The organism is Paenibacillus albiflavus, from assembly GCF_004344915.1.
GTDB lineage: Bacteria > Bacillota > Bacilli > Paenibacillales > NBRC-103111 > Paenibacillus_AM > Paenibacillus_AM albiflavus.
The window spans coordinates 166,807-192,560 of record NZ_SKFG01000012.1; the positions used below are offsets into that span (position 1 = coordinate 166,807).

21 protein-coding genes are annotated in these 25,754 nt (G+C 43.4%); 3 read left to right on the top strand and 18 right to left on the bottom strand.

What is annotated here, in order from left to right:
- Positions 1 to 18 precede the first annotated feature (18 nt).
- The 9 genes from E0485_RS13675 to E0485_RS13715 form a co-directional block, all read right to left on the bottom strand.
- Entirely contained in the window at positions 19 to 1,188 is a 1,170-nt protein-coding gene (locus E0485_RS13675) for a GNAT family N-acetyltransferase (protein ID WP_132418612.1), read from the bottom strand.
- Positions 1,189 to 1,266: 78 nt separating this feature from the next.
- Complete coding sequence (locus E0485_RS13680) at positions 1,267 to 2,262, bottom strand: zinc-dependent alcohol dehydrogenase (protein ID WP_132418613.1); 996 nt, start codon at positions 2,260 to 2,262, stop codon at positions 1,267 to 1,269.
- A 102-nt stretch (positions 2,263 to 2,364) separates the two neighbouring features.
- Positions 2,365 to 4,605, bottom strand: a complete 2,241-nt coding sequence (locus tag E0485_RS13685) for a helix-turn-helix domain-containing protein (RefSeq protein WP_132418614.1) — start codon at positions 4,603 to 4,605, stop codon at positions 2,365 to 2,367.
- Between the two features lie 59 nt (positions 4,606 to 4,664).
- The gene (locus tag E0485_RS13690) at positions 4,665 to 5,528 is read right to left on the bottom strand and encodes a carbohydrate ABC transporter permease (protein ID WP_132418615.1); all 864 of its coding nucleotides are present in this window, start codon (positions 5,526 to 5,528) and stop codon (positions 4,665 to 4,667) included.
- Positions 5,522 to 6,490, bottom strand: a complete 969-nt coding sequence (locus E0485_RS13695; RefSeq protein WP_132418616.1) for an ABC transporter permease — start codon at positions 6,488 to 6,490, stop codon at positions 5,522 to 5,524. Before E0485_RS13695 ends, E0485_RS13690 begins: the two co-directional genes overlap by 7 nt.
- Positions 6,491 to 6,569: 79 nt before the next feature.
- Entirely contained in the window at positions 6,570 to 8,174 is a 1,605-nt protein-coding gene (locus tag E0485_RS13700; RefSeq protein ID WP_132418617.1) for an extracellular solute-binding protein, read from the bottom strand.
- Between the two features lie 306 nt (positions 8,175 to 8,480).
- Positions 8,481 to 9,134: a M48 family metallopeptidase gene (locus tag E0485_RS13705; protein ID WP_132418618.1), complete on the bottom strand. Its 654-nt coding sequence runs from the start codon at positions 9,132 to 9,134 to the stop codon at positions 8,481 to 8,483.
- A 91-nt stretch (positions 9,135 to 9,225) separates the two neighbouring features.
- Positions 9,226 to 9,738, bottom strand: coding sequence for a ferritin (locus E0485_RS13710; RefSeq protein ID WP_132418619.1), 513 nt, complete (start codon positions 9,736 to 9,738; stop codon positions 9,226 to 9,228).
- A 229-nt stretch (positions 9,739 to 9,967) separates the two neighbouring features.
- Positions 9,968 to 10,717, bottom strand: coding sequence for an SDR family NAD(P)-dependent oxidoreductase (locus tag E0485_RS13715; protein WP_132418620.1), 750 nt, complete (start codon positions 10,715 to 10,717; stop codon positions 9,968 to 9,970).
- A gap of 145 nt (positions 10,718 to 10,862) precedes the next feature.
- On the opposite strand from E0485_RS13715, the gene E0485_RS13720 reads away from it, so the two are divergent.
- A complete protein-coding gene (locus tag E0485_RS13720) occupies positions 10,863 to 11,771 on the top strand; it encodes a LysR family transcriptional regulator (protein ID WP_132418621.1) in 909 nt (302 codons plus the stop codon).
- Positions 11,772 to 11,815: 44 nt separating this feature from the next.
- On the opposite strand, the gene E0485_RS13725 is transcribed toward E0485_RS13720, so the two are convergent.
- The 6 genes from E0485_RS13725 to scfA form a co-directional block, all read right to left on the bottom strand.
- Positions 11,816 to 12,253: a GNAT family N-acetyltransferase gene (locus E0485_RS13725; RefSeq protein ID WP_132418622.1), complete on the bottom strand. Its 438-nt coding sequence runs from the start codon at positions 12,251 to 12,253 to the stop codon at positions 11,816 to 11,818.
- Between the two features lie 9 nt (positions 12,254 to 12,262).
- Positions 12,263 to 13,201 (bottom strand): SDR family NAD(P)-dependent oxidoreductase, encoded by a 939-nt coding sequence (locus E0485_RS13730; protein ID WP_132418623.1) that lies wholly within the window; start codon positions 13,199 to 13,201, stop codon positions 12,263 to 12,265.
- A gap of 49 nt (positions 13,202 to 13,250) precedes the next feature.
- Complete coding sequence (locus E0485_RS13735; RefSeq protein ID WP_132418624.1) at positions 13,251 to 13,823, bottom strand: TetR/AcrR family transcriptional regulator; 573 nt, start codon at positions 13,821 to 13,823, stop codon at positions 13,251 to 13,253.
- Positions 13,824 to 13,974: 151 nt separating this feature from the next.
- Complete coding sequence (locus E0485_RS13740; protein WP_132418625.1) at positions 13,975 to 15,195, bottom strand: GGDEF domain-containing protein; 1,221 nt, start codon at positions 15,193 to 15,195, stop codon at positions 13,975 to 13,977.
- A gap of 607 nt (positions 15,196 to 15,802) precedes the next feature.
- Positions 15,803 to 17,188, bottom strand: a complete 1,386-nt coding sequence (gene scfB / locus E0485_RS13750; RefSeq protein WP_132418626.1) for a thioether cross-link-forming SCIFF peptide maturase — start codon at positions 17,186 to 17,188, stop codon at positions 15,803 to 15,805.
- On the bottom strand, positions 17,185 to 17,334 hold the full coding sequence (scfA, locus tag E0485_RS13755) for a six-cysteine ranthipeptide SCIFF (RefSeq protein ID WP_132418627.1): 150 nt from the start codon (positions 17,332 to 17,334) through the stop codon (positions 17,185 to 17,187). The genes scfB and scfA overlap by 4 nt, the downstream gene beginning before the upstream one ends.
- Before the next feature lie 240 nt (positions 17,335 to 17,574).
- Here scfA and E0485_RS13760 point away from each other — a divergent pair, with 240 nt between their 5' ends.
- Both E0485_RS13760 and E0485_RS25695 read left to right on the top strand, forming a co-directional pair.
- On the top strand, positions 17,575 to 19,098 hold the full coding sequence (locus E0485_RS13760; protein ID WP_132418628.1) for a flavocytochrome c: 1,524 nt from the start codon (positions 17,575 to 17,577) through the stop codon (positions 19,096 to 19,098).
- Positions 19,099 to 19,239: 141 nt separating this feature from the next.
- Positions 19,240 to 19,374, top strand: coding sequence for a hypothetical protein (locus tag E0485_RS25695; protein WP_268957572.1), 135 nt, complete (start codon positions 19,240 to 19,242; stop codon positions 19,372 to 19,374).
- A 34-nt stretch (positions 19,375 to 19,408) separates the two neighbouring features.
- Here the strand turns inward: E0485_RS25695 and E0485_RS13765 are convergent, their stop codons facing one another.
- The 3 genes from E0485_RS13765 to E0485_RS13775 all read right to left on the bottom strand — a co-directional run bounded on the left by E0485_RS13765 (position 19,409) and on the right by E0485_RS13775 (position 25,542).
- On the bottom strand, positions 19,409 to 22,744 hold the full coding sequence (locus E0485_RS13765) for an AAA family ATPase (RefSeq protein WP_132418629.1): 3,336 nt from the start codon (positions 22,742 to 22,744) through the stop codon (positions 19,409 to 19,411).
- 152 nt (positions 22,745 to 22,896) lie between these two features.
- Positions 22,897 to 23,487: a hypothetical protein gene (locus E0485_RS13770; RefSeq protein ID WP_132418630.1), complete on the bottom strand. Its 591-nt coding sequence runs from the start codon at positions 23,485 to 23,487 to the stop codon at positions 22,897 to 22,899.
- Between the two features lie 42 nt (positions 23,488 to 23,529).
- Positions 23,530 to 25,542: an outer membrane protein assembly factor BamB family protein gene (locus tag E0485_RS13775; protein WP_165921179.1), complete on the bottom strand. Its 2,013-nt coding sequence runs from the start codon at positions 25,540 to 25,542 to the stop codon at positions 23,530 to 23,532.
- Positions 25,543 to 25,754: the final 212 nt, after the last annotated feature.

A 25,754-nucleotide genomic window follows, 5' to 3' on the forward strand; every position in this document is an offset into this window, starting at 1 on the left:
CATTGGCTCTATTATACATTAACAGCCATCTACTGGGGGCACATACAATGGCAGTGGAAACCATCCCTGCGGGATGTTCGTATTCCGTGATAAGGAGTTCCAATTCGCAAATTCACTAAGCGATGAGAAAATACCCGACATTGCCTCCCGCTTCGAGAGCCAGAGATCCGCTTGGATACCCGCACCTTCGGTAAGTTTATTTACAACAACCTGATTGTCCTGTACGACAATCTCCACTACATCACTACCCTCAATCCCGATAACGAATCTGCCATCTTGCAGCTTAACGTTCCGTGCTTTGCATTTCATGAACGCTTCAATTACCAGTGCATAATCCAGGATCATATAATTATGATCGTAACTAGTGGAATAGAATTCACTTGCATCGCCTAGCAAGCTAATTTTATCCCGATCATACGCTGGAACGGTAAAATGAAGGACAGAGAGCTTCTTATAGGCAATCAATGCCTTGCATACGATAGGTAGAAGTGCTGGATCAACCAGTTCTATCTCATGAACATTCCCACCATCCTTCGAAATCGCAACATAGCCAACAAATTTATGATGATGGAGAATGACCAGAGGCTTAATATGCCAGCTCCTCAATATAGACGCAAACTGCTCCTTGCTGCGTGCACCACTCACGATCCCTTGCTCATACAACTGATGGGCATCATCGAACTGCGAACTGTTGCTAGATAGGGGCTCAAAGCTAATTCCGCTAGCATCCAGACCGCCATATTTATGCCGGATATTATCTTCCGTTAGTGTGAAGTTTAGCTTGATGCCTGCCGGCTCATAGCCAAAATATTCATACCGTTGACGTTGACCACCAAGAAGGCTAAAAGAATAGCCCTCTGATTGGATATCCTCAATCGCCATGCTCATCAGCTTCTTCATATAGCCTTTGCCACGCGCCCGAGGGTGCACGGATACGGTTCCAATACAGGCGAGCTTAAGTTCTATACCAGCTACGTTCAAATGCACTGGGAGCACGCAAACCATCGCTTTGATTCTGCCGTCTTCCTTAACCAGATAGTGATATTGCTGTGTGTCCGCTCCGTCTCCATACAGCTTCGGAAGCATTTGACTAAAATCATGCGGTGCCGCATCTTTACTGAAAATAAAATCGGCGAAATCCACAATGTCCTGGGCATCCGCTGGCGTTCCCTTGACGTATTGCTCCATTTAGAACCCTCCTATTTAACTCTAGTCTATACAATTGATAATGAGAGGGACAGCTTGTAGCTGCCCCCCTATAAGACCCTAATATTTAATTAACGTAGAGATCGTCTTCGTAGGCTTCTTATAATTCTCATAAGCCTCTACCGCATGATCAAGCGGGAATACATCGGTGATAAGCGGTTTGATCGAAATACGTCCATCTGCTAGCAAACGGATGTACTCTGCTATATTTCTTCCTTCGGTCCATCGAACATGACCAATCGGATAATCTCGATTCTCTTTTTCGTAAGCTTTATCATAACGACCAGGCCCGCCAGCTCTGGAGATAAGTACCTGCGCTTCTTTACTGAACATCAGACCTCTCGAGAATTCCGCTGTTAAATCGCCGACAATAACAATTTTACCACGATCACGAATCCATTCCAAAGATCGATTTATCAATGCCTCGCCAGGTCCACTGGCACACAGAATCACTGCGTCCGCTCCAGCAGTGCCTACAGCATCTGCCATATACTCTTCCAACTGTTCCTGCGATTCATACACATGTGTCAAGCCTTGCTCGCGAAGCATAGTAGCTCGCTCACTGCTCAGATCAACACCTGCGATTCGAAATGCAGCAGCATTCGCGATTTGAGCGATGATATTGCCAAGGGTGCCCAAACCAACAACGACAGCCGACTCTCCAAATCTGAGGTCGGCAACGCGCAGTGCATGAATGGCAATTGCTCCTAGGCCGGCGAATGCAGCCTCCTCTGGATCGACATGATTTGGTACAACGGCCGTTAGATTAGCTGGGACCGACAACCACTGTGCATGATACACATATGGCGCACCATAACAAGCAACACGCTCACCTACCTCAATGCCGCTTACGCCTTCTCCAACCTGCTCAACAATCCCAACCGCACTATAACCCAGTTTTATTAACTGGTCGGAGGCCTGTTTTACGAACCCCATCTCTGTACCTGGGCTAATAGCTGAATATTCCGTGCGTACAAGTACATGACCAGCAAACGGTTCAGGCTTCGTCAACTCTGTAATCATAATTGTCCCTGATTGGGTTGCGATAGCTTTCATCCTGATTTCCTCCCAAAAGTTATGCTTTAGCAAAACTTGCATCGTAAGCATCTACTGAGTTTTGCTTTAGCAAAACTTGCTTCGTAAGCATCAACTGAGATGTTAACTCATGTTTTGTTTTCTGTAATCACTAGGGGAAATGCCAAAAAATTTTCTAAATGTCGTACTGAAGGTTGAAGAGTTCAAGTACCCTGTCTTCTCTCCAATTTCTGCGACCGTATAAGTAGTGTCCTTCAGCAATTCCCTTGCGTGAGACAATCTTACTTTATTGAGATATTCGACATAATTGATACCAAATGTCTTCTTAAAATAGCTCGAGAAATACTTAGACGATGTCTCTGTCACCGCTGCAATATCGTCGAGATACAGATTCTCCATGTAATGCAGCTCAATATACTGCGAGATGAACGCTGGATTCAGCTTGCTCGCTTGCTCTGGCTTACTATGCTTGGCAATATACTTTGCAGCCTCAATCAACGCATCCTCGATAACTGTGCAATTAAATGCATGATCCACCTTGTACATAAATTGCTGCTCAAGCTGATACAGTTCATTGTTCGTATTCGCTTCAGCTCCTGCGTGCTTGACCAAATAGAAGAAGATCGTCTTAGCGATATGCGTTAGTTGATGGTGATGAATGTCCCGATCGGAATTCTCTTTAATCGTCTCAGCAATGATTTCTTTAACTTCCTTCAGCTTGCCTACCGTCACATAGTTCGATAGCTTCTCTATTTTCTCGAATGGGAAATACACGCTCCACTCATACTGAATTTTCATCATATCCAGCACGTTACTTGCTTCATTCACGCTTCTATAGAGCATACCATTCATCACATTGCGATACGCATATTTAATGTTGGCCATCTCAGAGGAATACAGTTTACTTACGCTCGCTTTAATCGAATAGCCTGCCAACTCATCGTTCTCCATTCGAGTCAAATGGGCTTTAAAATGTTTAAGCAGCGTATCGCGTTCACTCACTTGATTCATATTCACAATCGCAATGAATTGCAGCTGCCTCTCGTAGAACAGACTTGCATTCATCCCTGATAGGCTGACCTGAATAATTTCGCTAATTCGATCGATTGGCATCATAGGCCCATGCTCATTCGATTTCATACTTAAGTGAAACATGACCAGCACAAATTGCTTACTACGGAAGAAGTCCGAACAATAATTCTGAATTTGCAGATCAAGCTCACTGGAATGCGAATATTCATCTAAGGCCTGCAGGAATACGCCCCTACGCGCTTCCGATCCGATTGTCTTTAGCTGCTTCTTGTACGAATCGATCTCGTTCTGCATCTGGACAATATCACTGTGTATTTTGCGAAAATCATTGCCGATGGTCTGACCTCTGCCTAACTGTTTGAGAATTCGTTTGACAGGTCGATTCAAGAAAATGCTAAGGAAAATAGATAAAACGATGGAACAAACGATTGTCGTAACCATCATCACTCTATTCGCACGTGAAACAGAATCAATATTATTGAATTGATAAGGGACCTTATCGATATAAATAAATCCGTTAAATTCCGATTTAAAGAAGTGATACTCATAATTCTCTTTGGTGAGGGACTCTTCTTTGGATGAGCTTAAATAAATTTCATCGAGCATGCCCCTAATATCCGGATTAGGGTCTGTGCTGAGAATCACATTGCGATTCTGATCCAATATCATCATCGATGCGCCAGGAATCATGAGGTTCTGGTTCGCATTCTTCATCAGGGCTTTCTCATCAATTAGAAGAATGATATTCTTATTGGATATACGAATCTTATTTCCGTCTACAGCAAGCATCAATTTTTTCTTGTTCTGCTGAAACGTCTCCGATGAAATTTTGTAATACTCTCCAGCAAATATTTTGAATGCATTCTTGGTGCGCATATAGTTGCGCCAATAATTGGCATCATACATACTCTTATATTTCTGATTGAACACATGGTCCAGACTGCTCGTTCCTTTGGCCGTAATCGCAATGTCATAATCGTCGTAGAATACGATGACATCTTCGATAAAATCGATCGAAGAGACCAGCGTCGCAATGCTATCCTGCATCATATAAACCTTCGTCATATCGATGCGCCCCGCTTCGTCCGACTCCAAGTCATTGAAGCGCAGTCCATGAATAGCATGAAGAATGTTGTTAATGGAACGAAAGCTGTCGTCATACGACTTCATCATCGATTTAACGGCAAGCGTGTTATTCTCCGTCACTTTCTCGTAAATACTGGAGATTGAGTTCTTGTACACGAAGTAATTGGATACAAACATAAAAGCGATGACAAGGAGCAATGAGCCGAAAATTTGGATAATTCCCTGATTCGTAATATAACGTTTCATAGTTATAGCTTACCCCCGATCGATCTGGATGCCTATCCAATACTTCTACATCCAAGCACCTAACCCTTCTCGGAGCCTAACATTACACCTTTTGCAAAGTATTTTTGAACAAAAGGATAAATAATTAACACGGGTACCATCGCTAAAATAATGGTTGCATTCTTCTTCGCTTGCGGTGCGATTGCAGCAGCATCTACAAGTGATGAGCTGCTTCCATCATTGAAGATCAGCATATCCCTCAGTACGACCTGCAAAGGAAACATATGCTGGTCATTCAAATAAATCATAGGAAGGAAGAAGCTATTCCAATGTCCCATAAAGTAAAATAGACCAATGGAAGCAAGTGCAGGCTTAGATAAAGGAATCACGATATTGAACAAAATTCGGTATTCGGATGCGCCATCGATAAGTGCTGCTTCACGGATTTGCGATGACATGCCTTCATAGAAGCTCTTCAAAATAATAAGCTCCATCGTCCAGATCGCATTCGGAATAACGAGTGCCCATACGGTATCCGTAAGCCCCAACGTGTTAACGATCAAGTAGTTCGGAATAATTCCCGGATTGAGGAACATGGTCGCGACGATTCCGAACATCCAATACTTGCGCCAGATGAAATCAGGCTTCGATAACGGATATGCAGCGACCGCTGTAAATAACAAGTTAATAGAAGTACCTAATCCTGTATAGAAAATGGTATTTAAATAAGCTCTCGGGATCTTGGGATCCTTAAGAACTTCCATATAAGCGTTTAAGTTAAGCCCTTTCGGCCAAAAGGTTATTTTTCCTTGTACAACATAAGCCGTATCACTAATCGAGATGATCAGAATATAAAATATTGGATATAGCATAACGATCGCAATGAGGCTGAGTACTAAGGTAATGATAACGCTGGCCAGATTAAATCTCGATTCTCCTACCATAGTCCTTTACCCCCAAGTCTCCTGCTAATCTTATTCGCAATTAATAACATCGTCATGGCAATTAGCGCTTCGAACATTCCGACTGCTGCCGCATAGCTGTAATTGGTCTGAAGCATCCCTTTGCGGTATACATAAGTCGAGAATACATCGGCAACTTTGTAAGTGGAAGGCGTATAAAGCAGTAATACCTTCTCATAACCAATACGGATCATGGACCCTGTTTTCAGAATGAACATCGTAAGTATAGTCGGCATAATACTTGGAATCGTAATATTCCACATATTTCGCCATCTATTGCTCCCATCCACTCTTGCTGCCTCATATAAGGTCGGATTAATGCCAGAAATGGCTGCCAAATAAATAATCGCTTCATAACCAAGAAGTGCCCAAATATCAGAAGATACATATATCGTCCGGAACCATTCCGGCATGCCAATAAAATAAATTTTTTCAAATCCCAGACTCGCAATGATTTTGTTAATGAGCCCGCTGCCCGGCGATAGAATATCGATCAGCATACTGCTGATAACGACAACTGATAGAAATGCAGGCAGATACGTAATCGTTTGAATCACCTTTTTGAACCATTTGACTCTAACTTCGTTCAGCAGTAAAGCTAGTAGAATTGGAAATGGAAAGGTAAAAATTAATGCATAGAACCCTAACAAGAACGTGTTCTTGAAGAGCAACCAGAAATCATCACTGGAAAAGAAGTTAATAAAATGCTTGAGACCGACCCACTTACTGCCGAGAATGCCTTGGAAGACGCTGTAATCCTTAAAGGCAATAATCAATCCGTATAAGGGACCATAACGGAAAATAATATAAAAAAGAATACAGGGAATAAACAGAATCAACAGCTGTCTATCGCGTTTAATATGTGCTAATGTCCCAGATAATCGAGAATTCGGCTTTTGCTTCTTAGTGGTCGTTGGAACTGTCTGGGTGTTCGATTGCTGCATGGCTCTCTCCCTCCTATATGATGGAATGGAACTTGGAGAACGCTCGTTCCAAGTCCCATCAATCTACCATCTAATCACATTATTTAGCTGCGTCAAACCGCTTTTGAGCTTCATTGTATACAGTTACCAGCTTATCGGAACCAAGCTTAACTGCGCTTTGTTGCCATTCTGCCCACTGTGCATCTCCATAGTTCTTGTTCATTATATATTGCGCATTAAACTCATTCGCTGCTTTCTCTAATGAGGTTTGCAATTCAGCGATTGTTGAAATTTCATCATCGGTTAAGTTCACAACTGGATCTTCCGGCTCGAATTTTTTGGCGGAAATCATTTTATCTTGAGCTTCTTTTTCTTTCTCAGTGTAGTTGTAGTACACGCTGCGTCTGTCCGGATGTAAGTACATGCCTTCAAGCCACATACCGTAACGATCTTCTAGGACTTTAATATCTACTTGCGGCAAATCTTTCAATTCAGGGTATACAGGCTTACCGTTTGCGTCGAAATTAAAGGTTTGACCCTCAACGCCAAGGGTTATAAGCTGCGCACCAGATGGACTGGTTAAGTAATCCAGCAATTTCAGTGAAGCTTCTTTATTGGCATTGTTCGCAACGGCAATACCGAAGTCTGTATCGATTTTTGGCAAGGTACGGATATTTCCTGTTGGTCCAATTGGGTTTGCATAACGCAAATTGAAATCCGGATTTTGTGATTTTACTTGGTTATAGAACAAATCCATACGGCCAATCCAGTCCCATGTAACGAATGACTTATCTGTCGTCATCTTGGACTGCCAAGAATCTGGCGTATCCGTCATGAATTCCGGATCAAGCAAACCTTCATTATACAGCTTCTTCATGAAATCCAGCATTTCCTTATGCTCAGGCGTTGTTGGTGCATAGCGCCAGTTTTTCGTTTTCTCATCATAAGAAGCTGGATAGCTTACTCCCCCAAGTCCCCATCCATAAGCTAGGTCTCTAAAGAAATGTTCTTTGGTTTTGGAAGCCATCGGATAGGAGTTCGGGTAAATTTCCTTCAATTTCTTAAGCGCTTCATAGAACTCTTCTGTATTCGTCCATTCTTTCAAGTTGTTCTTGTCAAAAATATCCTTGCGATACATCATGCCGTGGTTAACGTCACGGTTCATGTTGTAAATTGGCCAAGCGTATAATTTACCGTTCTGATCACCGAAGGATTTGACCGTATCCGGATTCTCATCAATGTACAATTTCTTAAAGTTAGGCAGCATGTCGCTGTAATCGTTAATTGCTACCACTGCGTTCAGTTGACCAATTTTCTTCAATTCAGCCGGTGTCAGCCCGATGAAAATATCAGGGAGCTTACCTGAAGCCATGACCATCTTCAATTTATCTTGATAGGTTCCATCAGAGTAGTTCTGTATTTCTAGCTTAATGCCTGTGCGTTTCTCGATTTCATTAATGACCAATTTGTCATTAGCAGGATTATCCGCAACTAGCATCCATGTAAGTGTCGTTGGCTTGTCTACTAGCGGAAGCTTCAGTCCTCCTGTATCACCATATTCGCTTGGAGTCGTAGTTGCAGCTGGTGGTGCTGGCGTCGCTGTTCCTGATGATGCTTCATTACCTGCTCCTTTACCTGAGCAAGCCGCTAACATCGAACCGACTAGCGTTAGACTTAGCGTTACTTTAAACAGCTTTTTTAACATCTGTATTCCTCCCTTTATAATATTTGATGCAGATGTAATCCGAGGCTGTTGCCTCGTTGATTCAAATTGTAATCAGACATTTTTGAATTCGTAAATAAAGCGTTTTCATAAATCTCATTTTTTCGGCATGGTTTGAAGACAAAAATATTAATAAACCCTTGATACGCAAGGGATTTTTGCATGTGGAAATTGCTAAATAGCTAGAATATACTAAATTTTTATTTTACGATTTTCCATTGATTAAGCTATTCGTATGAACTTAGGAACTAGCGTTGTAAGGTAGCGGTGAAGACTCTCAACCGCCCTTTACAATGTCATCGCTTGTCCATATCTAGCCAAGAACTCTTCTTTATCTTTATAATCGGGCATAACGCTGCCTACACGTCTCCAGAAGGAGCGATCATGATTCATATGGGTAAGATGGCATAGTTCATGGATGATTACATAATCAATCACTTCAATCGGTGCCATAGCTAAACGATAATTAAAGGTTAAATGTTTATCCGAGCTACAGCTTCCCCATTTAGTGCGTGATTCTACGATTTCTATGGATTTGGGTTTGACTTTCAACTGCTGCTGGTAGATTTGTATCCGTTCTCCTACAACCCTCTTGCAGCTAGCAAAATAAAACTTTTTTAGACGCAATTTAAGCTCGTCTTCATTCAAGTCTTTGGTCTCGATCAGCTCATGGAGAAAATAATATTTACCTAGATGAAGAAACTTGCCTTGATCTTGATATTCTTTTGTTGGCGAAGTTTCTCGTGCTTTCGCTATCTCTTGTAATTGCTTCAAGATCTTATGTCCCTGCTGCTTTACCGCACTCATTACAACATCTTCACTAGTATGATTCGGGGCTTTGTCAATAATTAGACCCGTAGAGTCGATATGAATCGAAAGCTTACGCCTCTGTCCATATTCAACATGAAATTCGATTATTTGCTGTTCATACTCAACTTTCATTATCAACATCATTTCTATAAAATTATTTCTAAAATACAGTAAAAAAGCTGCCTTCCCTACGGAAAACAGCCCCTTGATTGTGCATTTAAACTTAGGCTTCGCTTGTTGGTGGCGTAAATGTACGCTTAGCCAGCTCGGAATCGAGCATATAGAAGGCATTACTGTCATTATCAATGCGGCGCAGCTTCTGAATAATACTGTCGAAGGTCGCTTCTTCTTCCACCTGCTCATCAATAAACCATTTTAGAAAATTAATCGTCGCATGCTCACGCTCATCCCACGCGATATCGGACAATTCATATATACGCTTCGTTACGGTCTTCTCATGCTCGAAGGAATGCTCAAATGCATCTAACAATGAGCTATATTCATTCTGGGGATTCTCCATACCGCTAACAATAGCGCGTTTCCCAAGTGTATTGATAAAATGGTAAATTTTCATTCCGTGGAACTTCTCTTCTTCCGACTGCATGATGAAAAAATTCGCAAATCCATCAAAGCTTTCTGACGAACAATATGCCGCCATAGCTAGATAGACCTGTGAAGAGTAGAATTCATAATTCATTTGATCGTTTAATTTTGCAAGCAGCTTCTCACTTAACATCGGATCACCCTCCGTATTCGCTAGTCAACAATAATAGGTTAGCCTATACAACCACATTACAGCATAATCTGACACGATACAACAATAATAGTTGTTATCCTGTACAATTTGGCTTCCTTCTATTCCTAGTAGATTACAGTTGAAAAAACAAAAACCCGAATGACAGTCACATTATGAAATGTCTGCCTTTCGGGCTAATCTTAATCTCGAAGATTTCCTCTAGCTATTGTTATTTAAAAGATGCATAACCCTGATCAGCCATGACGACACTACCATTGATAGCTTCTGCTTCTTTCAGGGAAAGAAGATATACGGTGTTAGCAACCATCTCGGGTTTAGTTAACTCTCCGCCCATAACGCTCGCACGCATTTTATCAAGCAGACCGTTATCTTTGAAGCCTTGAATAATCGGAGTATCTACAGCACCTGGTGCAACAGCAAGAACACGAATGCCGTATGGCGCAAGCTCTAGTGCTCCAGATTTACTCATCATAATAACGGCGCCTTTCGTTGCATGGTATGCAAATGTACCTGGTGAAGCTAAGAAACCAAATACGGATGCTGTATTAATAATAACACCTTGAATGCCAAGCTCTTTCATCTTATTACCTGCTGCGATAATTCCGTAAGCAACACCGTGCTGATTGACATTAATTGTGCGGTGATAGAAGTCCATATTTTGCGACAAGACAGGTCCTGCACCACCGATGCCTGCATTGTTGAACATCACATCAATACGACCATATTGCTCAACGGCCTTATTCACTAGTCCTTCAACCTCTTCCTGCTTGGATACATCCACCTTTACAAAAATAGCTTCCCCACCAGCATCCTTGATCATTTGCACGGTTTCCTGTCCGGCTGCTTCGTTAAAGTCTGCAACAACAACACAGTCGCCCTCTTTGGCAAATTTCAAGCAAGCTTCTCGACCAATCCCACTTGCACCGCCAGTAATTACTGCTACTCTACTTGTCTCCATAACCATAAAACCTCCCAAGATATATGAATTATTAAGAAAGAATCGTTATCGTTCTTGAGATTATTGTACGCCTGTTCTATGATTAAGAATATTTAAACCTTCTAATCTATACTTAAGCATATCTAAAGGATGGAGGATCAATCGAATGCAGTTAGAACAGTTGGCTTTTGTTGTAGAAGTGTCCAAAACAGGCTCCTTGACCGCAGCCGCACAAAACATGCATGTGACCTTGTCAGCAGTGAGTCAATCCATATCCAATCTGGAGGAAGAGCTTGGCGTTACTTTATTCATCCGTTCCAGAATGGGTGCAACGCCTACGCCCGAAGGCCGTCCGCTGATCCGCAAAGCCTATCAAATCATCGAGTTATCAAACGAGCTGCGGGAAGAAGCATCCGGATACACAAATAAGCAAGTGGGACATTTGCGATTGGCCGCTTTTCCTGGACCTCTCCATCTTGCAATGGACGCCATTCTCGATTTCAAACAGAATTACCCCTATATCCAGTTAGACATTACGGAAAAGGGGATTGATCAGATCATTGAAGATGTTCGACAGGGGAAGATTGACATCGGGCTTATCACCCTTTCAGAGTATGACAATCCTAAACAGGCGGGGCTTAAATTCGGCCAATTACTGGAAGGTAAAATGGTATTAGCCGTTAACCGCCAATCTCCGCTAGCGCTATACGAATCCATTACACTTGATGAGCTCAAACGAGAACCACTGATCATTTATAATGAAGAGCATCTCAAATGGTTCATGGATAAGCATCAAGAATCTTTCGATCTATCGAATGTACTTTTTTATACCAACAACACGTCTGCGATCATGAAAGCAATCCGAGATGGCATGGCTTCCACCATCGGGCTTAACTTATCCTTCATCAACGAACCTGCCATAAATAATGGCGATATTGTTCTAGTCGAATTAGAACTGCCTGATCCCTATTCCATTTACTTAGGTTGGGTTCGTTCAGAAGGACGACATTTGCCGAAGGCGACCGAGCTATTTATCAAGAAGCTCAAACATCGGTTGTCGGAGTACGAGAAATAAAAGAGCGTGACTCAGTATATCAATAAGCATACAGAAATCGACTTCTATAGCATCAGACTCATTGTAATGTTTCTTTCAGAGAACCCCATTTGCTTATAAAGTGAAATAGCATGATTTCCCGCAAAAACACCCAAACGGATCTCTGGATACCCCTCCGATTTCAGATGCTCAATGGCACTTTTCATTAAGAGTTTAGAGATGCCTTTGCCTCTAAACTCTTGAGTTACGTAAAGTTCATATATAAAGCCAATTATCTCTTCCGTGAATTGATCTTTACTAGGCCCAATCAGAATCCAGCCCATCAAATTATCTTCTACTGTAGCAATTAAATAATAGCAGCCCTTCTTCAATAGTGGCTCAACTAGTTTCTTAATTTTCTCCTCTGTTGGTGTTGTTCTACCCAAAGTCCCTTCAAATAAAGCTTGTGGTGAGAGGCTAAAAATGCTTTTAAGTTCTGAATTGTTCGGTTTTCTAATCTCCATAGATTGTGTCTACTCCTTGTGTGCGTTTATGCCAATTGACCATATCTTCTCAATATTGTGCTTATCCGTTGCATACTGTGGGTATGTGGCCGAGCCAAATATGTTCTTTAATTGCGCGAACCCTTTTTCACTTACAGATGGCTGGACGATCTCAAGTTTATGGTTGATAAGCTGGCCCGTTACCTGGCTGAATTCATCCGAGGTGCAAATCTGATAATAATTATCTGCCATGATAGAGGGCAACGGATTTGTTATGTTTTGGGCCAACGCTAGCACTTTCCAAAAAGGACTAAGCTTGTGGATCGTTTCTTTGGACAATTTGACACGATTGATTTGAAGCGCGTTCACTTTAATCCCACGACTTTTGAGTTGTTCCGCCATTTTGAATGTTAGCATCAACAGCGCCATTTTGGAATCTCCATACATTTTATATGTGCTGTGACGGCGCATCCCTCGGAATTCCCCACGCAAATTATCGAAGTCGATTTTTCTTTTGGGATCGAAAAAATTTTTGATGTTCGTTGTACAAGCATTCAGTACTCTTGGATCAGGCGAACGTTCAAGATGGTCTGCCAGCAGCCTAGTCATTAGCATGGGGCCGAATGCGTTCGTTGCAAAAGACATTTCAATATGTTCGGGGCTGAGCTTATATTCTTTTTCACCATGATTTAAGTAGGCAGCATTGTGGATCAAAATATCCAGATGTGGGTACTTGTTTGTAAACGCCGAACAGAAAGCTCGAATAGATGTAAAAGAAGAAACATCCAGTTTCATCAGATCTACGTTCGTGTTGTTAGAAGAAGCTATTATTTGGTGCTGTACCGCTTCGCTAATTTCCATATTGCGGCAAGCCATCACAACACAGTATCCTTGGGTCGCAAACTTGTACGCCGCCGCTTTGCCGATTCCAGAATTTGCCCCAGTAATTACAACAATTCTGTCCGTCATGCTATGCACATCCTTCTTAAATTATAGTCACTCAATGAATTCGCCTCATTTAGGCGTCCTTCTGACGCATGCAGGCTGCGGTGACAATATCTAACGCAACGCTATCCAACACTTCGATTAATTGCTCATCTTGCAGATGATCCGGAAGCAGTCCATTCGCCGCCATCACCGAAAGGCCCGTTTGAAAAATTTGCATCTTAAATAAGATGTTCATCAGTTCCTCATCAGATAAAACCGACAACTCATCGTCCTTCTTCATCATTTCAACCACGAGACTAACGTCATTCTTGTCATAATTCATATAAGAGTTATGCTTGATAATTAAATCTCTGAACAGGACACTGTATTCCTTTGCAAAACGAAGGCTGGCGATCCCGATGTCGCGAAACGGTTGCCCCGAATTCTGGTCTAAGAGCAATTGCTTTGCAACCTCAAGCGTTTTATTCACGACCTCCTGCTTCAACTCTTCAATATCATTAAAATTGACGTATATGGGTGCGATCGAGCTCCCTAATTTCTCAGCTACCTTCCTGATCGTAATCGTATCGATCCCTTCAACTTTCGCGACGTTAAAGGCTGCGTCAATAATGTCCTGTTTAGAAAATTTATTCTTAGGCGCCATCGTAATCCCCTTGCAATTATTTTATAAATCGTTCGATACATATCAATTGATATATATTATAATATTATCAGAATTATTTGTTATTTCAATACAAAAAAAAGAGAGGTTACATCCCTCTCTTTCTCAAGCATGTTATTCTAATTCATTCAAGTTATTTACTAACACAATTTCTACCTTTTTTCTTGGCACGATATAAGGCTGTATCCGCTGATTTCATAACGGTATCTGGCGTTTTGTACTTTTCACTTTTTTGAGAGACACCGATGCTTACGGTTATGTATATTTGTTTTGAGGAATTTGAGCTTTGAGATCTGCTTTTTGACTTCTTTTTTGATTTACGGTTTCCACGCAAAGTGAAAGCCCTTTTTGATATCTTTTCTCTTAGTTCTTCCAGATGGGGAAGTACATCATTTATACTTTTACCGGGAAACAGAATGGTGAACTCCTCCCCGCCATAACGGAAGGATTTCCCACCACCTGTGACATCCTTTATGATGGAAGCGACTAATTTTAAAACCTCATCCCCCGTATCATGTCCATAAGTATCATTAAATTTCTTGAAATGATCAATGTCCAACATCGCAATGACATAGCTCATGCCTAATTTCATCATATCCTGCTTAAGTGCCCGTCTGGATGGCAGACCTGTAAGCTCATCAGAAAATGCCATAGAATACGAATCTTGAATAATTGAAGTGATGAGAATAATCCCTGAAACCCCGATAAATATCGGATAAAGTATGGGATCACTCATTTTATGCAGCACAAAAAACAAGGCAACTAGTACACCTATAAAGGAAATATCCTGTGAGGTTTTATATTTAAATTGCCTAACGATAAGTATGATTAATGCTGCCAAAAAGGCTATTATTGCGATTTGAGATAATGAAGTTATGGATTGAAGATTTACAGGTAATAGATCTTTATTTATCAGAACCAGAAACTCTCTTCCTGAGCCCATTAGCCAATAGGCGAGTAAAACTTGGGAGAGAATGAACCCTATACGAAGCATACCCCACAAACTTAAGATTCCCCGTTCTTTAAAAAAGGAAAAAATCGCAATGTTAATAGGAATCACTAAACAAATTATCGAATAAATATCGGCAATTTGCACTGATTCACCTAGGATCTCTGGCAAATATTTAATAGCAGCTAAACATAGCGTAAGAATAATGAGAATAAAAAACTCTCGACTACGATTAAACTTCCAAGAGATTCCCGCCCCTACAAGAAATATTCCGTAAGGAGCAAGATCAATAATATCTAACTGCGGTTGTGACATGGTATTCGTTTTTGTAAAAAGCAAATAGGCCAGCACGATTAAGATAAAGGGTAAAATGAGTGAAAAAGCAGCTCTAATCGTTGTCTTCAAGTTCAATAATTCCTTTCGTGTGTTTGTCTTATCTGTCCAATAATATTATCGGTAATAATGAGCCACTAGCTAATACTTCATATGAAGTTAGCATCTTATCCTTGAAGAATAAAAAAAACAGGTCTGTTGTGGAGGTATTATATGACCACAAAGACCTGTTTTGTTATATAACTTATACCCTGAATTTAGGCAAGTGTACAATCATTTAGTTATATACCCACGTAATATATACAGGAAATACGAATGAGATTGAATTAAAGAAGGCGATTACACAACTGATCCCATTTTTAAGGAGTGAAGTCAAATGGCATTTATGCCAATGCCGGAATCTCAAAAATCAACCAGACAGACACTGCCTCCTCCCCCTAATTATATCCCAGCAATGCCTGAAGTATCTTATATCATTGACTGTATATTTGAATACACATATGTCTGGCTATGGAATGGAGAAAGTTTCTGGTTTTATCCTACACGGGTTGAGTACGAAATAGTTACAGGTTTACGTTGGACTGGATCATTTTGGATATCATATGGAATTGATCCAAGACTAATTCGTGCAGTGTCATGTCCTCCAATTCCGACTCTATACTAAAATAAGAGGGGTTCACTACCCCTCCATCACTCTTATGGATTCATCTACCTTCACCATCATGGAACATTCGATCCTTTTGCGGAAGATATCACAGCTAAAGTCATAGGTTCCATTCAGGGAACCAGTCGCGTGCAGCGCATTGGCAGGGCAGCCACCGCTACAGTAGAGTTTCGCCCAGCAGTCCTTGCATTCCGGCTTTGAGTAGCAGTTGCTCTCTTTAAAACGGCCTTGCAGCTCAGGTTGTGTGATTCCATCCCAGATGTTCCCCATGCTGTACTCTTCGTCCCCGACGAACTGATGGCAAGGGAACAACTCACCCCATGGCGTAACAGCGAGATATTCCGTTCCTGAACCACAGCCAGTGATTCTCTTCTGGATGCATGGGCCTTCCGAAAGGTCAAGCATGTAATGATAAAAGGTAAATCCCTTGCCTTGTCTACCTCGCTCAATCATTTCCTTGGCGAGAATTTCGTACTGGTTGTAAATTTCCGGGAGGTCATCCTCAGTAAGCGCATAAGGCTCTCGTGGATCACAGATGACTGGCTCCATCGAGATTTTATCGAAGCCTAGGTCCGCGATATGTAAGATGTCATTGGTGAAATCGACATTGTTATGCGTATAGGTTCCTCGTACGTAGTATTCTTGATCTCCGCGCTTTCGGACGAATTCCTGGAATTTCGGAACGATATGATCATAACTGCCTTTTCCCGTAACTGACTTGCGAAGTCGATCGTGAATCTCTTTTCTTCCATCCAGGCTTAAGACGACATTGTACATTTCCTGATTTAAAAATTCGGTGACCTCATCGTTCAGCAGCATGCCGTTCGTTGTGAAAGTGAAGCGGAACTTTTTGTTATGTGCCTGTTCCTTGCTTCTTGCATAAGCTACAATCTGCTTAACCACCTTCCAAGCCATAAGCGGTTCCCCGCCAAAAAAGTCGATGTCCAGATTTCGGTGATGACCCGAATTCTCCAGTAGGAAATCAATCGCTCTTTGTCCAACCTCATAGCTCATGATTGCCCGATCTCCGTTGTATTTCCCCTGGCTGGCAAAACAATAGTCGCATGACAGATTGCAGGTATGCGCAACATTGAGGCAGAGCGCCTTGACATACGTCTTTCGACTTCTTAAATCAAGGGAGAGATTCTCATATTCATCCTCAGTAAAAAGCTGCCCATCATTTTTAAGCTCCTCGATAGCCGCAATGGTTTCTCGAATATCCTTCTCGGAAATGTCGGAATCATGTTGATACTTATCCAACAACATGGTCACGATTTCTTCGGCAGCCGTATTCTCATAAAGCTCAATAATTTCATATGCCAGGTCATCGACAACATGCACCGAGCCACTGTAGGTGTCGAGCACGATGTTGTATCCATTTAACTGATATTGATGAATCATTTTTGGATCGCATTTTCACAACGTTGGTTTGCAACGCCGCAGGAAGTTTTGCAAGCGGACTGGCAAGATGTCTGGCATGCGCCGCATCCTCCGTGTTTTGCAGTGTCCATCAGTTTGCGTGTGCTTAGGGTTACGATTCTTTTCATAGATAAACATCTCCTTCTACCTTTTCTTGTGAATGATTTCACTTGATATTACTGAAAAATTGTAGCAACGCCCCCTATTTAGGTCAATTAATAATGTCACCGTGAAATCAGATCTGGAGAAAAAACATTAATTTCTTCAATACATTGTGAAATTATTCACAACAAAATAGCCACTCTTATATTACAATGGATTGTGCTTAAGGGTTCAGCTACAAAATTTGAAATGAAAAGGGGCTAATCATGAAAAAGAAAATAGCATCATCGCTAATTCTCGTTCTCGCTTTTTTGCTTGTACTTGTAGGATGCGGCAGCGGGGACCAGAACCAGAGTGAGGACAATGCCAATAAAGAAACACCTAAAGAAACGGAAGCCGTTTCGGGAGCGTCTCAAACTAGCTATACACCATACGATGAGCTAAAAGATAACTATGACATCATCATTATCGGTGGAGGCGGCGCCGGTATGACTGCTGCACTTGAAGCTAAGGATAAAGGCATGAACCCGGTTATTTTCGAGAAAATGCCGGTTGCCGGCGGGAATACATTAAAATCATCTTCAGGAATGAATGCTTCTGAAACGAAGTTCCAAAAAGAGCAAGGCATTCAAGACAGCAATGATTTATTTTATGAAGAGACTTTAAAAGGCGGTAAAGGTACAAACGATAAAGACATGCTGCGTTACTTCGTTGACCATTCTGCAAGTGCAATTGATTGGCTTGATTCCAAAGGGATTCAGTTGAACAATATCACGATTACTGGCGGTATGAACGAAAAGCGCACACACCGTCCAGAAGACGGTTCAGCGGTTGGACAATACCTTGTCAGCGGTTTGGTGAGAAATGTACAAGAACAAGGAATTCCACTTTTTGTTAATGCGAACGTAACCGAAATTACGGAAAAAGACGGTAAAGTTAACGGCGTTAAAGTTACTTTTAACCAGAAAGATGAGAAAGTTATTACAGCGGATGCAGTCATTGTAGCAAGCGGTGGTTTCGGCGCTAATATGGACCTAATCTCCGAAGTTAGACCTGACTTGAAAGGCTTAGTTACAACAAACCAAGAAGGCAGCACTGGTGACGGCATTAAAATGATTGAACAACTCGGTGGTACAACAGTGGATATGGACCAAATCCAAGTTCACCCAACGGTTCAACAAGAGAAATCCTACCTCATTGGAGAAGCGGTTCGTGGTGAAGGTGCGATCCTCGTATCCAGTGAAGGCAAACGTTTTACCAACGAATTAAATACACGAGACAATGTCACTGCAGCAATCAACAAGCTTCCTGAGAAATCAGCTTATCTTGTATTCGATTCTGGCGTCAAATCCCGTGCTAAAGCGATCCAGCAATATGAAAAAATGGGCTTTGTCATCCAAGGAGATTCAATCGAAGCTTTAGCCAAAGAAATGGGCGTTCCTGCAGATCAACTTAAAACTACACTAGATACATGGAACAGCGCAGTGAAGGATAAAAAGGATGCCGAGTTCGGCAGAACAACAGCAATGGACAATGATTTGTCAGGTGCACCTTACTATGCAATCAAAATCGGCCCTGGAATTCACTACACCATGGGTGGCGTGGTAATCAACACGAACACAGAAGTTCTAAATAAAGATGGCAAACCGATTCCGGGACTGTTCGCAGCAGGCGAAGTTACAGGTGGATTGCACGGTCAAAACCGAATCGGCGGCAACTCCGTTGCGGAGATCGTTATTTTCGGTTACCAAGCTGGTATTAAGGCAACTGAATTCGTGAAAGCACAATAATATATCAGCTTAATCATTACAAAAACGCTTGGGCTCAAGAGTCCAAGCGTTTTGTTATTTCAATAAAATTATATTCGGATCGACTCAACAACCTTATGGTATTATTAGGAAGTTGATAACATTAAGGAGCTTCATAAAGAGATGATTCAGAAAGGCGCAAATGCTCAGGAAATTGTTTATAAACAAGGAGGCGGCTACAGCTTCCGGTTTATCGACCCGAATGGAAATCTCTTGGGTATATGGGGCGGATGGCCTAAAGAAGATGATGATAAGTAATTAATGAAGAGGGGCAATTGCTCCTCTTTTCAATTCAATTGAGCAATAAAAAGCGATCGATATCCTCCAGTAGTTTCGGGAGAATTGGCTTCTGCTGCACGACTTCGGTCGCGAGCTTCGGTATCGGGCGTGCTTTGATGACTTGATCCAAGGCACCAAGCTCGCGCAAACGTCCGAGATATTCCTGTTTACCCGACTTTTGGTACAGCGCTTCGTTCAAGGATAGCGCAGCAATCCGAAGCTCGGTCGAGCCTTGCTCTAGCCGCCACATCGCGAAGCGAATGGCAGCTTGATCCTGCTCACCGGTGTATTGTTCCGCCATATGCTGCAGCTCCTCTCTCGCATCGCTTGAACTGATCGATCCCAAGCAAGTCCTTTGATGCAGCTGCTGTACTTGCAGTTTGACCTGTAAATCTCGCCGATTAAGCCGAATCGCGAGCTTCAGCGCCTCCTCGGCGGCATACGTAGCTCTTTCGTATTGACCCTGCCGCTCCCTTAGCAAGCTCGTGAAATAGAGCGCCTCGCATTCAAAGAAAGGGATGCGAAGCTTCTTGGTTAACCTCTCAGAACGTTCGATCCACTGACCAGCTTCCTCATACCGGTTCTGCTCCATTAGATTACTGCCCTCTATGCCGAGCACGACGGAGGCAATATGCCAATCCTGAATCCGTACCGCTTCTTCAAGGCAAAAGGCAATGCATTGTTCCGCATATAGGTGGGAGCCAAGTAAATGATAATATTTGCCCAACATGCCTAGCCCCATGGCGAAGCCCATTCGCGCCCCGACTGACTTACTGGTCTTCAGCTTCTCGACGATGCTGTAATAAGCGAGATCCATATCGTCTGTCTCCAAATAAACCAAAGCCAGTCCGCCCATTGCTTCTTCGACAAATACCAAATTCCGAGTTTCCGTCGCAAGAGCGATCTGTCTCTGGAACCAATGAATCGCTTGGTCGTACTCACATTGGTCATAATACAGGAAGCCGATCATGCCGAGAAAACGAACATCGTCTTGCGTTTGGTTTCCGTTATGCGGCAGCTCCATTCTTTCCATGAAATAACGAAGCGACTTGTCATAGTTCGCCATATAGTAATACAAAACACCGAGTGTCCCATATACGAAACTGAGTCCGTCATAGTCCACCGTTAACTTAAAATGGTAGGACGCCCGTTCCAGATGGAATTCGGCTTCCTCGTATTTGCCCATCAGACGCAAGCAGTTGCCGAGCGCAACATCACAATAGGACCGTTCATTAATTGTGACTAAGTATCCGTAACGCTCAAGCCACTCTTTGTAAGTGTTCTCCGCATCGTTCCAATCTCCCGTCACGATCAAAGCTTCGCCGAGCTTCATTAGATTGGGCAAAGTCCTTTCGGGAAGCAGCAAGCTGAGCAGCTTCCGATAATAATTGATCCTTGTCTCATTAGCATAGATCTTCTCCGCCACCGTAGCAGCCATTTCATAGTAGGCAATGGCCTCCCTTTCCATCCCAGCAAGCTCGTAATGAAAGGCGATTTCTCCAGCAACCGCTTCGATCTGCCCCTGATGATAGACGATCAGACCTTCTGCGATTTGCCTGTGACACCTTCGCTGCCTGCTCGCATTGTTCAGCTTGTACGCAGTCTCCTTGACGATGTCATGAGTGAATCGATAATTCCCTTCACCCGCCTCCTGCAAAACCTTGAACTGCACCAGATACTCCGCACACGCAAGAATCGCCTCCTCCTGTACGCCCATCACCCTCGCCAGTTGCTCTGCGGAGACGGGTCTTCCGATGGCGGCGATGATCGATACAAACTGGCGATTACCCGTTGACAACCTGTTCAACCGATTCTCGATAACGGATTTGGTTACTTGCGCCAGAAGAATTTCTCCACTGTCCCCACTCGTGCGCCATTCCCGTAACGTTTCCACAATAAACAGCGGGTTACCGCCAGTTTTCGCATATAAATCCGAAGAATGGCGATTCGCAAGTGCATCGCCGACCGTTGCGGCCGCCAGACGATTCGTTTCGTCTCGATTAAGCGGAGAGAGCTCGATTTCAATCAGCTTACGCTCGGAGCGAAGCTCGCCCAATACATGCTTGATGGCATCGCCCGAATCCTCGTCTGTTCTCATCGTCGCTACCACGAGCAATTCGACTTTGGAATCGCTTCGGATCAGGTAGGAAAGAAGCTGAAGCGTCTCTTCGTCACTCCACTGAATATCGTCAAGAAGAAGCATCAGAGGCTTGCTTCCCAGCAGCATCCGTTCAATCGCCTCATACCATTGGTGCAACTGCCATTTCTCAAGAATTGGAGACGGCTTCGGCAAATCCGGATACCACTCCAACAGTTCGGGCAGCAGACGCGCCAATTCGGACAACCAGACTGAACCAAGCTTCGGCAGCGGTAGGCTCCTAAGCCAGTTGGTTACTGGCGTATAGGATAGCGACCTAACCGAAGGATAACAGCCAGCAAAAGCGGTTTGAATCCCCGAGCTTTCCAGGCAGGCTTTAAACTCCAAAGCTAAACGGGATTTGCCAATTCCCGCTTCTCCCTTCAATAGAAGTAGGGTGTTTCCGCCGGACGCAATCTGCTTCCAAGCGCCAAGCAGTCTTTCCCATTCATCGATTCTGCCGATTAGCGGGACTTTGCTTGGCACATCCGTCAACATCCCGCTCCCGCTCTTCATCAATATTTCAAACAGATGCAGCGTTTCCTCCGAGGGTGCGATTCCAAGCTCGGCTTGCAGGACGTCGCATATCTTCCGATAAGATTGCACGACACCCGCCATATCTTTATTCAAGGCATGCAGCCGCATCACTGTGCGGTACGTTTCCTCCCTTAACGGGTCCTGAACGATCAGCTTTTTCGCAAAAAACAGAGCCGACGCGTACTCCCGCTGACGTTCCAAAATAAAACCAAGCTTATCGAGCACGGTCAAGTACTTCTGCGTCAACTGTTCCCGCATTACCGCTAGCCACTCTTCACCATATCCGGGCAGTAGCTCTCCTACGTATAGCTCCTCCGCTCTGCGCAGCTCGTAAACCGTTGTTCCTTGCGCAGCCTGTACGAATTCACGTACATCCGAATAGAAGGGCAGTTCACGGTTCAGACAAATGGATGAGTACGTAATCTGCAAATAGCGGTCGATTCTAGGAACCGATTCCCGAAGATCGTGAAGAAGCTTCCGCAAATTGGACAACGCTTGCTTCTCGGTAGAGTCTGGCCAGAAATGAAAAGCGATTTGTCTTCTGCTTGGAGGTGTGTCATAAGCGAGCATCAAGTATGCTAACAACAGTGCGGTTTTTTTACCACGGATTTCCGATAGATCTTCGCCATCGAGAGTAATCTTCAAACTGCCTAACAACTGAAAACTACAGCCCACCAAACGACACACCTCCAATCGTCAATCTCTTCTATACTCATTGTATTCAATTCATATGCGGAAATCCCTTTCCCTTTCGACAAACGGAATACAAAAGCCCCTTTGACGAAGCCAAAGGAGCTTTTTGGAATCGATATCGCCGTATCCAATGTTTATCTTTTCACGTAATTGATCCAAACCGCCGTTTTCCCCAATAGGGTGAAAATCATCATTTGCGCTTCCCACGATTTCGTGTCGATTGTAAAATGCATCATGCCGTCCTCATCCGACTCCGAAGCGATGTCCAATCCTTTATCTTTCAGCACTTGACGATAGCGTTCGATGGTTTTCTCGACTGAATCGTCCATTTCGAATTTGACCAGGTAATAAGGGTCATCCGGACTCGTTCCGTCGCCAATTTTTATTGCCGCTTTATTATTGGCGCCGTCCAAAATTGGAATTTCGTCAGGAACGGCGTCTGGCGATTTGTCTCCGCTCTGCGCCTCCCCTTCTTTGATGACAATCTGGCCCGGCATATCCACAATACTTATGGTTGTATCACTCGAAGGTGGTGTGCTGCTCTCCACTGCCTTCGTAGGGCTGGTTGTTTCTTGGATCTTTGGAGTCTCCGTAGGATTTGCTGTTGCTTGTATCTCCGGCGGATTGGTTGCTTTGTCGGATGCCTTGTTTCTGCCGCACCCGGTAGCACTTAACGTGAGCATCCCACCCAATAGGATCATACAAACGATTTTCATTGCTCGCATATTGAAATCCCCACTCCTTCTTCTATAAATAATAAATGATTACTATTTTCGAACCTTCAGCATGCGGACGATGGCCGACGCGGCCTCTGCACGGGTAGACATTGCTTGCGGCGCAAATTTGCTGTCAGGAGAGTCTTTAGCGCTAATGATACCTGTCTCCTCTGCTTTATAAACGGCAGGCTTTGCCCATTGTGGAATGTCCGCATCGTCAGAGAAACCAGTCTGCTTCGTATTGTCTACCAGGAGGCCAGCAGCGCGAATGACCATCGAGATCATTTCGGCATGGGTAATGTTCGCATTGGGACGAAACGTACCATCCTCATACCCGTAAATGATGCCAAGCTTCACCGCCTGCTGCACTGCCTTCACTGCCCAGGCTCCGATTGTATCCTTATCCTTGAAGGCAAGCGAAGCGCCTTCCCCCATCGGATTCAGACCTCTAACAAGCATGCTGGCAAATTCTGCACGAGTAACGTTTCCATCAGGTCGAAATGTACCGTCCGGATAACCGAATACGATGCCGAGCGATACCGCTTTGGTAATCTCCGCACCCAGCTTGTGACCCGTAATATCCGTTAGGTTTACCACATTCGATTGTGGAGCAGGAGGTTGACTTCCAGAGGCGGGAGGATTATCAATAGGTGAAGGAGGATTGTTGATCACTGCGGCAGCTACTGTCACAACGCATTGTTTGTAATATCCTCCGTCCTCTGACGTAGCCGTGATCGTTGCCTTGCCCGGACCAATGCCTGTCACTTTTCCAGAGACATCCACTTTCGCTATACGATCGTCGCTGCTCGCCCATATGATTTCTGGATATGTTGCATTTCTCGGCGCAATTGTCGCCTGCAGCGTCTCGCTTTGCCCAGCGTCCAATTTGAGCGCGGTTTTATTCAGACTTACTCCGTTTACATATACCATGCCAATCGCATATAATTTGCTGTCGCCAGATCCTATATATACCGCTCCGTCAGAAGCGATCGCAGCTGCAGCAATTAATTGGCCATTGGTTTTGAACTCCCATTTCTTCGTTCCGTCCGGCTTAATCGCATAGAGCCTAGTATCGGCCGATCCTATATAAATCGTACCGTCTGCGCCTACTGCAGGCGTAGCTATCATAATGCCCTCCGTATCGAATTTCCATTTCTTCGTTCCGTCTGGCTTGATTGCATAAATACCTGAACCACCCGATCCCACATAGATAGTGCCATCTGCACCAACCGTTGGCGAGGAATACACAGAGCCCCCATAAAGTTTATTATCCAATTTATATTCCCATTTTATCGTTCCATCCTGCTTGATCGCGTACAGTTTCTCGGCACCGGAAACGATATAGATAGTACCGTCTGTGCCTATCGCTGGCGATGTTTTTACTTCATTGCTTGTTGTCATTTCCCATCTCTTCGTCCCATTCGGTTTAATCGCATAGAGCTTCTTATCGCGAGAACCGACGTAGATGGTACCGTTAGAGTCGATGGCGGGCTTGCAACTCATTCCGCCTCCTGTTGCGAACTCCCATTTTTTCTCACCGTTCGGTAGGAGTGCATAGAGCTTCCCATCCTCACATACGAAATAGATGATACCATCTGCACCAATTATCGGTTCGGAGTATACAGCACCTCCTGCTTCGAACTCCCAATTTAGCTTTCCATCCGAAGTGACTGCATAAAGATTACTGCCAGAGCCGACATATACGGTGCCATCTGCACCAATTGCCGGTGAAGAGTACACTTTATCTTTCGTTGTGAACTCCCATATCTTCTTTCCCTTTTTATCAACTGCGTAGAGCTTCCCATCTGTAGATCCTACATATACGGTACCGTCTGCAGCGATTGCAGGCGAGGACGAGTTAATCCCTCCCTCAGTTTTGAACGCCCATCTCTCAACGCCGTTTGAACTTGGGATATTAAGATTTATAATAATGTTCGGGTTCACCTCAATCTTTAAATCCGGATTTATCTGGAGATCAAGCGCCAAAGCAGATTGAAGGGGAGTAACACAAGCCAGCAGCAAGGCAACCGAGAATACAACATTACGTAATTTTTTATCAAACATAGGAATGCCCCTTTCATTAAAAGAACACAGCATAAAGCTCCTTCCAACGATTTTAAACCAGTGAGCGCTTCAAAAGCGTTTCTCTGCGTTGCTCACCAAACATCAAAAAACACGCCATTTAGGCGTGTTGCGTGATGAATCTATCACTACCACATTTTAGATATATCTGATTTTTTCAAATAGACTACAAATAGTTTATTGTGGTAATCTTA

Excerpts from the sequence above, each read along its gene's own strand:
- E0485_RS13675 (WP_132418612.1), bottom strand. The coding sequence starts at position 1,188 with ATGGAGCAATACGTCAAGGGAACGCCAGCGGATGCCCAGGACATTGTG.
- E0485_RS13680 (WP_132418613.1), bottom strand. The coding sequence starts at position 2,262 with ATGAAAGCTATCGCAACCCAATCAGGGACAATTATGATTACAGAGTTG.
- E0485_RS13685 (WP_132418614.1), bottom strand. The coding sequence starts at position 4,605 with ATGAAACGTTATATTACGAATCAGGGAATTATCCAAATTTTCGGCTCA.
- E0485_RS13690 (WP_132418615.1), bottom strand. The coding sequence starts at position 5,528 with ATGGTAGGAGAATCGAGATTTAATCTGGCCAGCGTTATCATTACCTTA.
- E0485_RS13695 (WP_132418616.1), bottom strand. The coding sequence starts at position 6,490 with ATGCAGCAATCGAACACCCAGACAGTTCCAACGACCACTAAGAAGCAA.
- E0485_RS13700 (WP_132418617.1), bottom strand. The coding sequence starts at position 8,174 with ATGTTAAAAAAGCTGTTTAAAGTAACGCTAAGTCTAACGCTAGTCGGT.
- E0485_RS13705 (WP_132418618.1), bottom strand. The coding sequence starts at position 9,134 with ATGAAAGTTGAGTATGAACAGCAAATAATCGAATTTCATGTTGAATAT.
- E0485_RS13710 (WP_132418619.1), bottom strand. The coding sequence starts at position 9,738 with ATGTTAAGTGAGAAGCTGCTTGCAAAATTAAACGATCAAATGAATTAT.
- E0485_RS13715 (WP_132418620.1), bottom strand. The coding sequence starts at position 10,717 with ATGGAGACAAGTAGAGTAGCAGTAATTACTGGCGGTGCAAGTGGGATT.
- E0485_RS13720 (WP_132418621.1), top strand. The coding sequence starts at position 10,863 with ATGCAGTTAGAACAGTTGGCTTTTGTTGTAGAAGTGTCCAAAACAGGC.
- E0485_RS13725 (WP_132418622.1), bottom strand. The coding sequence starts at position 12,253 with ATGGAGATTAGAAAACCGAACAATTCAGAACTTAAAAGCATTTTTAGC.
- E0485_RS13730 (WP_132418623.1), bottom strand. The coding sequence starts at position 13,201 with ATGACGGACAGAATTGTTGTAATTACTGGGGCAAATTCTGGAATCGGC.
- E0485_RS13735 (WP_132418624.1), bottom strand. The coding sequence starts at position 13,823 with ATGGCGCCTAAGAATAAATTTTCTAAACAGGACATTATTGACGCAGCC.
- scfB (WP_132418626.1), bottom strand. The coding sequence starts at position 17,188 with ATGATTCATCAATATCAGTTAAATGGATACAACATCGTGCTCGACACC.
- scfA (WP_132418627.1), bottom strand. The coding sequence starts at position 17,334 with ATGAAAAGAATCGTAACCCTAAGCACACGCAAACTGATGGACACTGCA.
- E0485_RS13760 (WP_132418628.1), top strand. The coding sequence starts at position 17,575 with ATGAAAAAGAAAATAGCATCATCGCTAATTCTCGTTCTCGCTTTTTTG.
- E0485_RS25695 (WP_268957572.1), top strand. The coding sequence starts at position 19,240 with ATGATTCAGAAAGGCGCAAATGCTCAGGAAATTGTTTATAAACAAGGA.
- E0485_RS13770 (WP_132418630.1), bottom strand. The coding sequence starts at position 23,487 with ATGCGAGCAATGAAAATCGTTTGTATGATCCTATTGGGTGGGATGCTC.
- E0485_RS13775 (WP_165921179.1), bottom strand. The coding sequence starts at position 25,542 with ATGTTTGATAAAAAATTACGTAATGTTGTATTCTCGGTTGCCTTGCTG.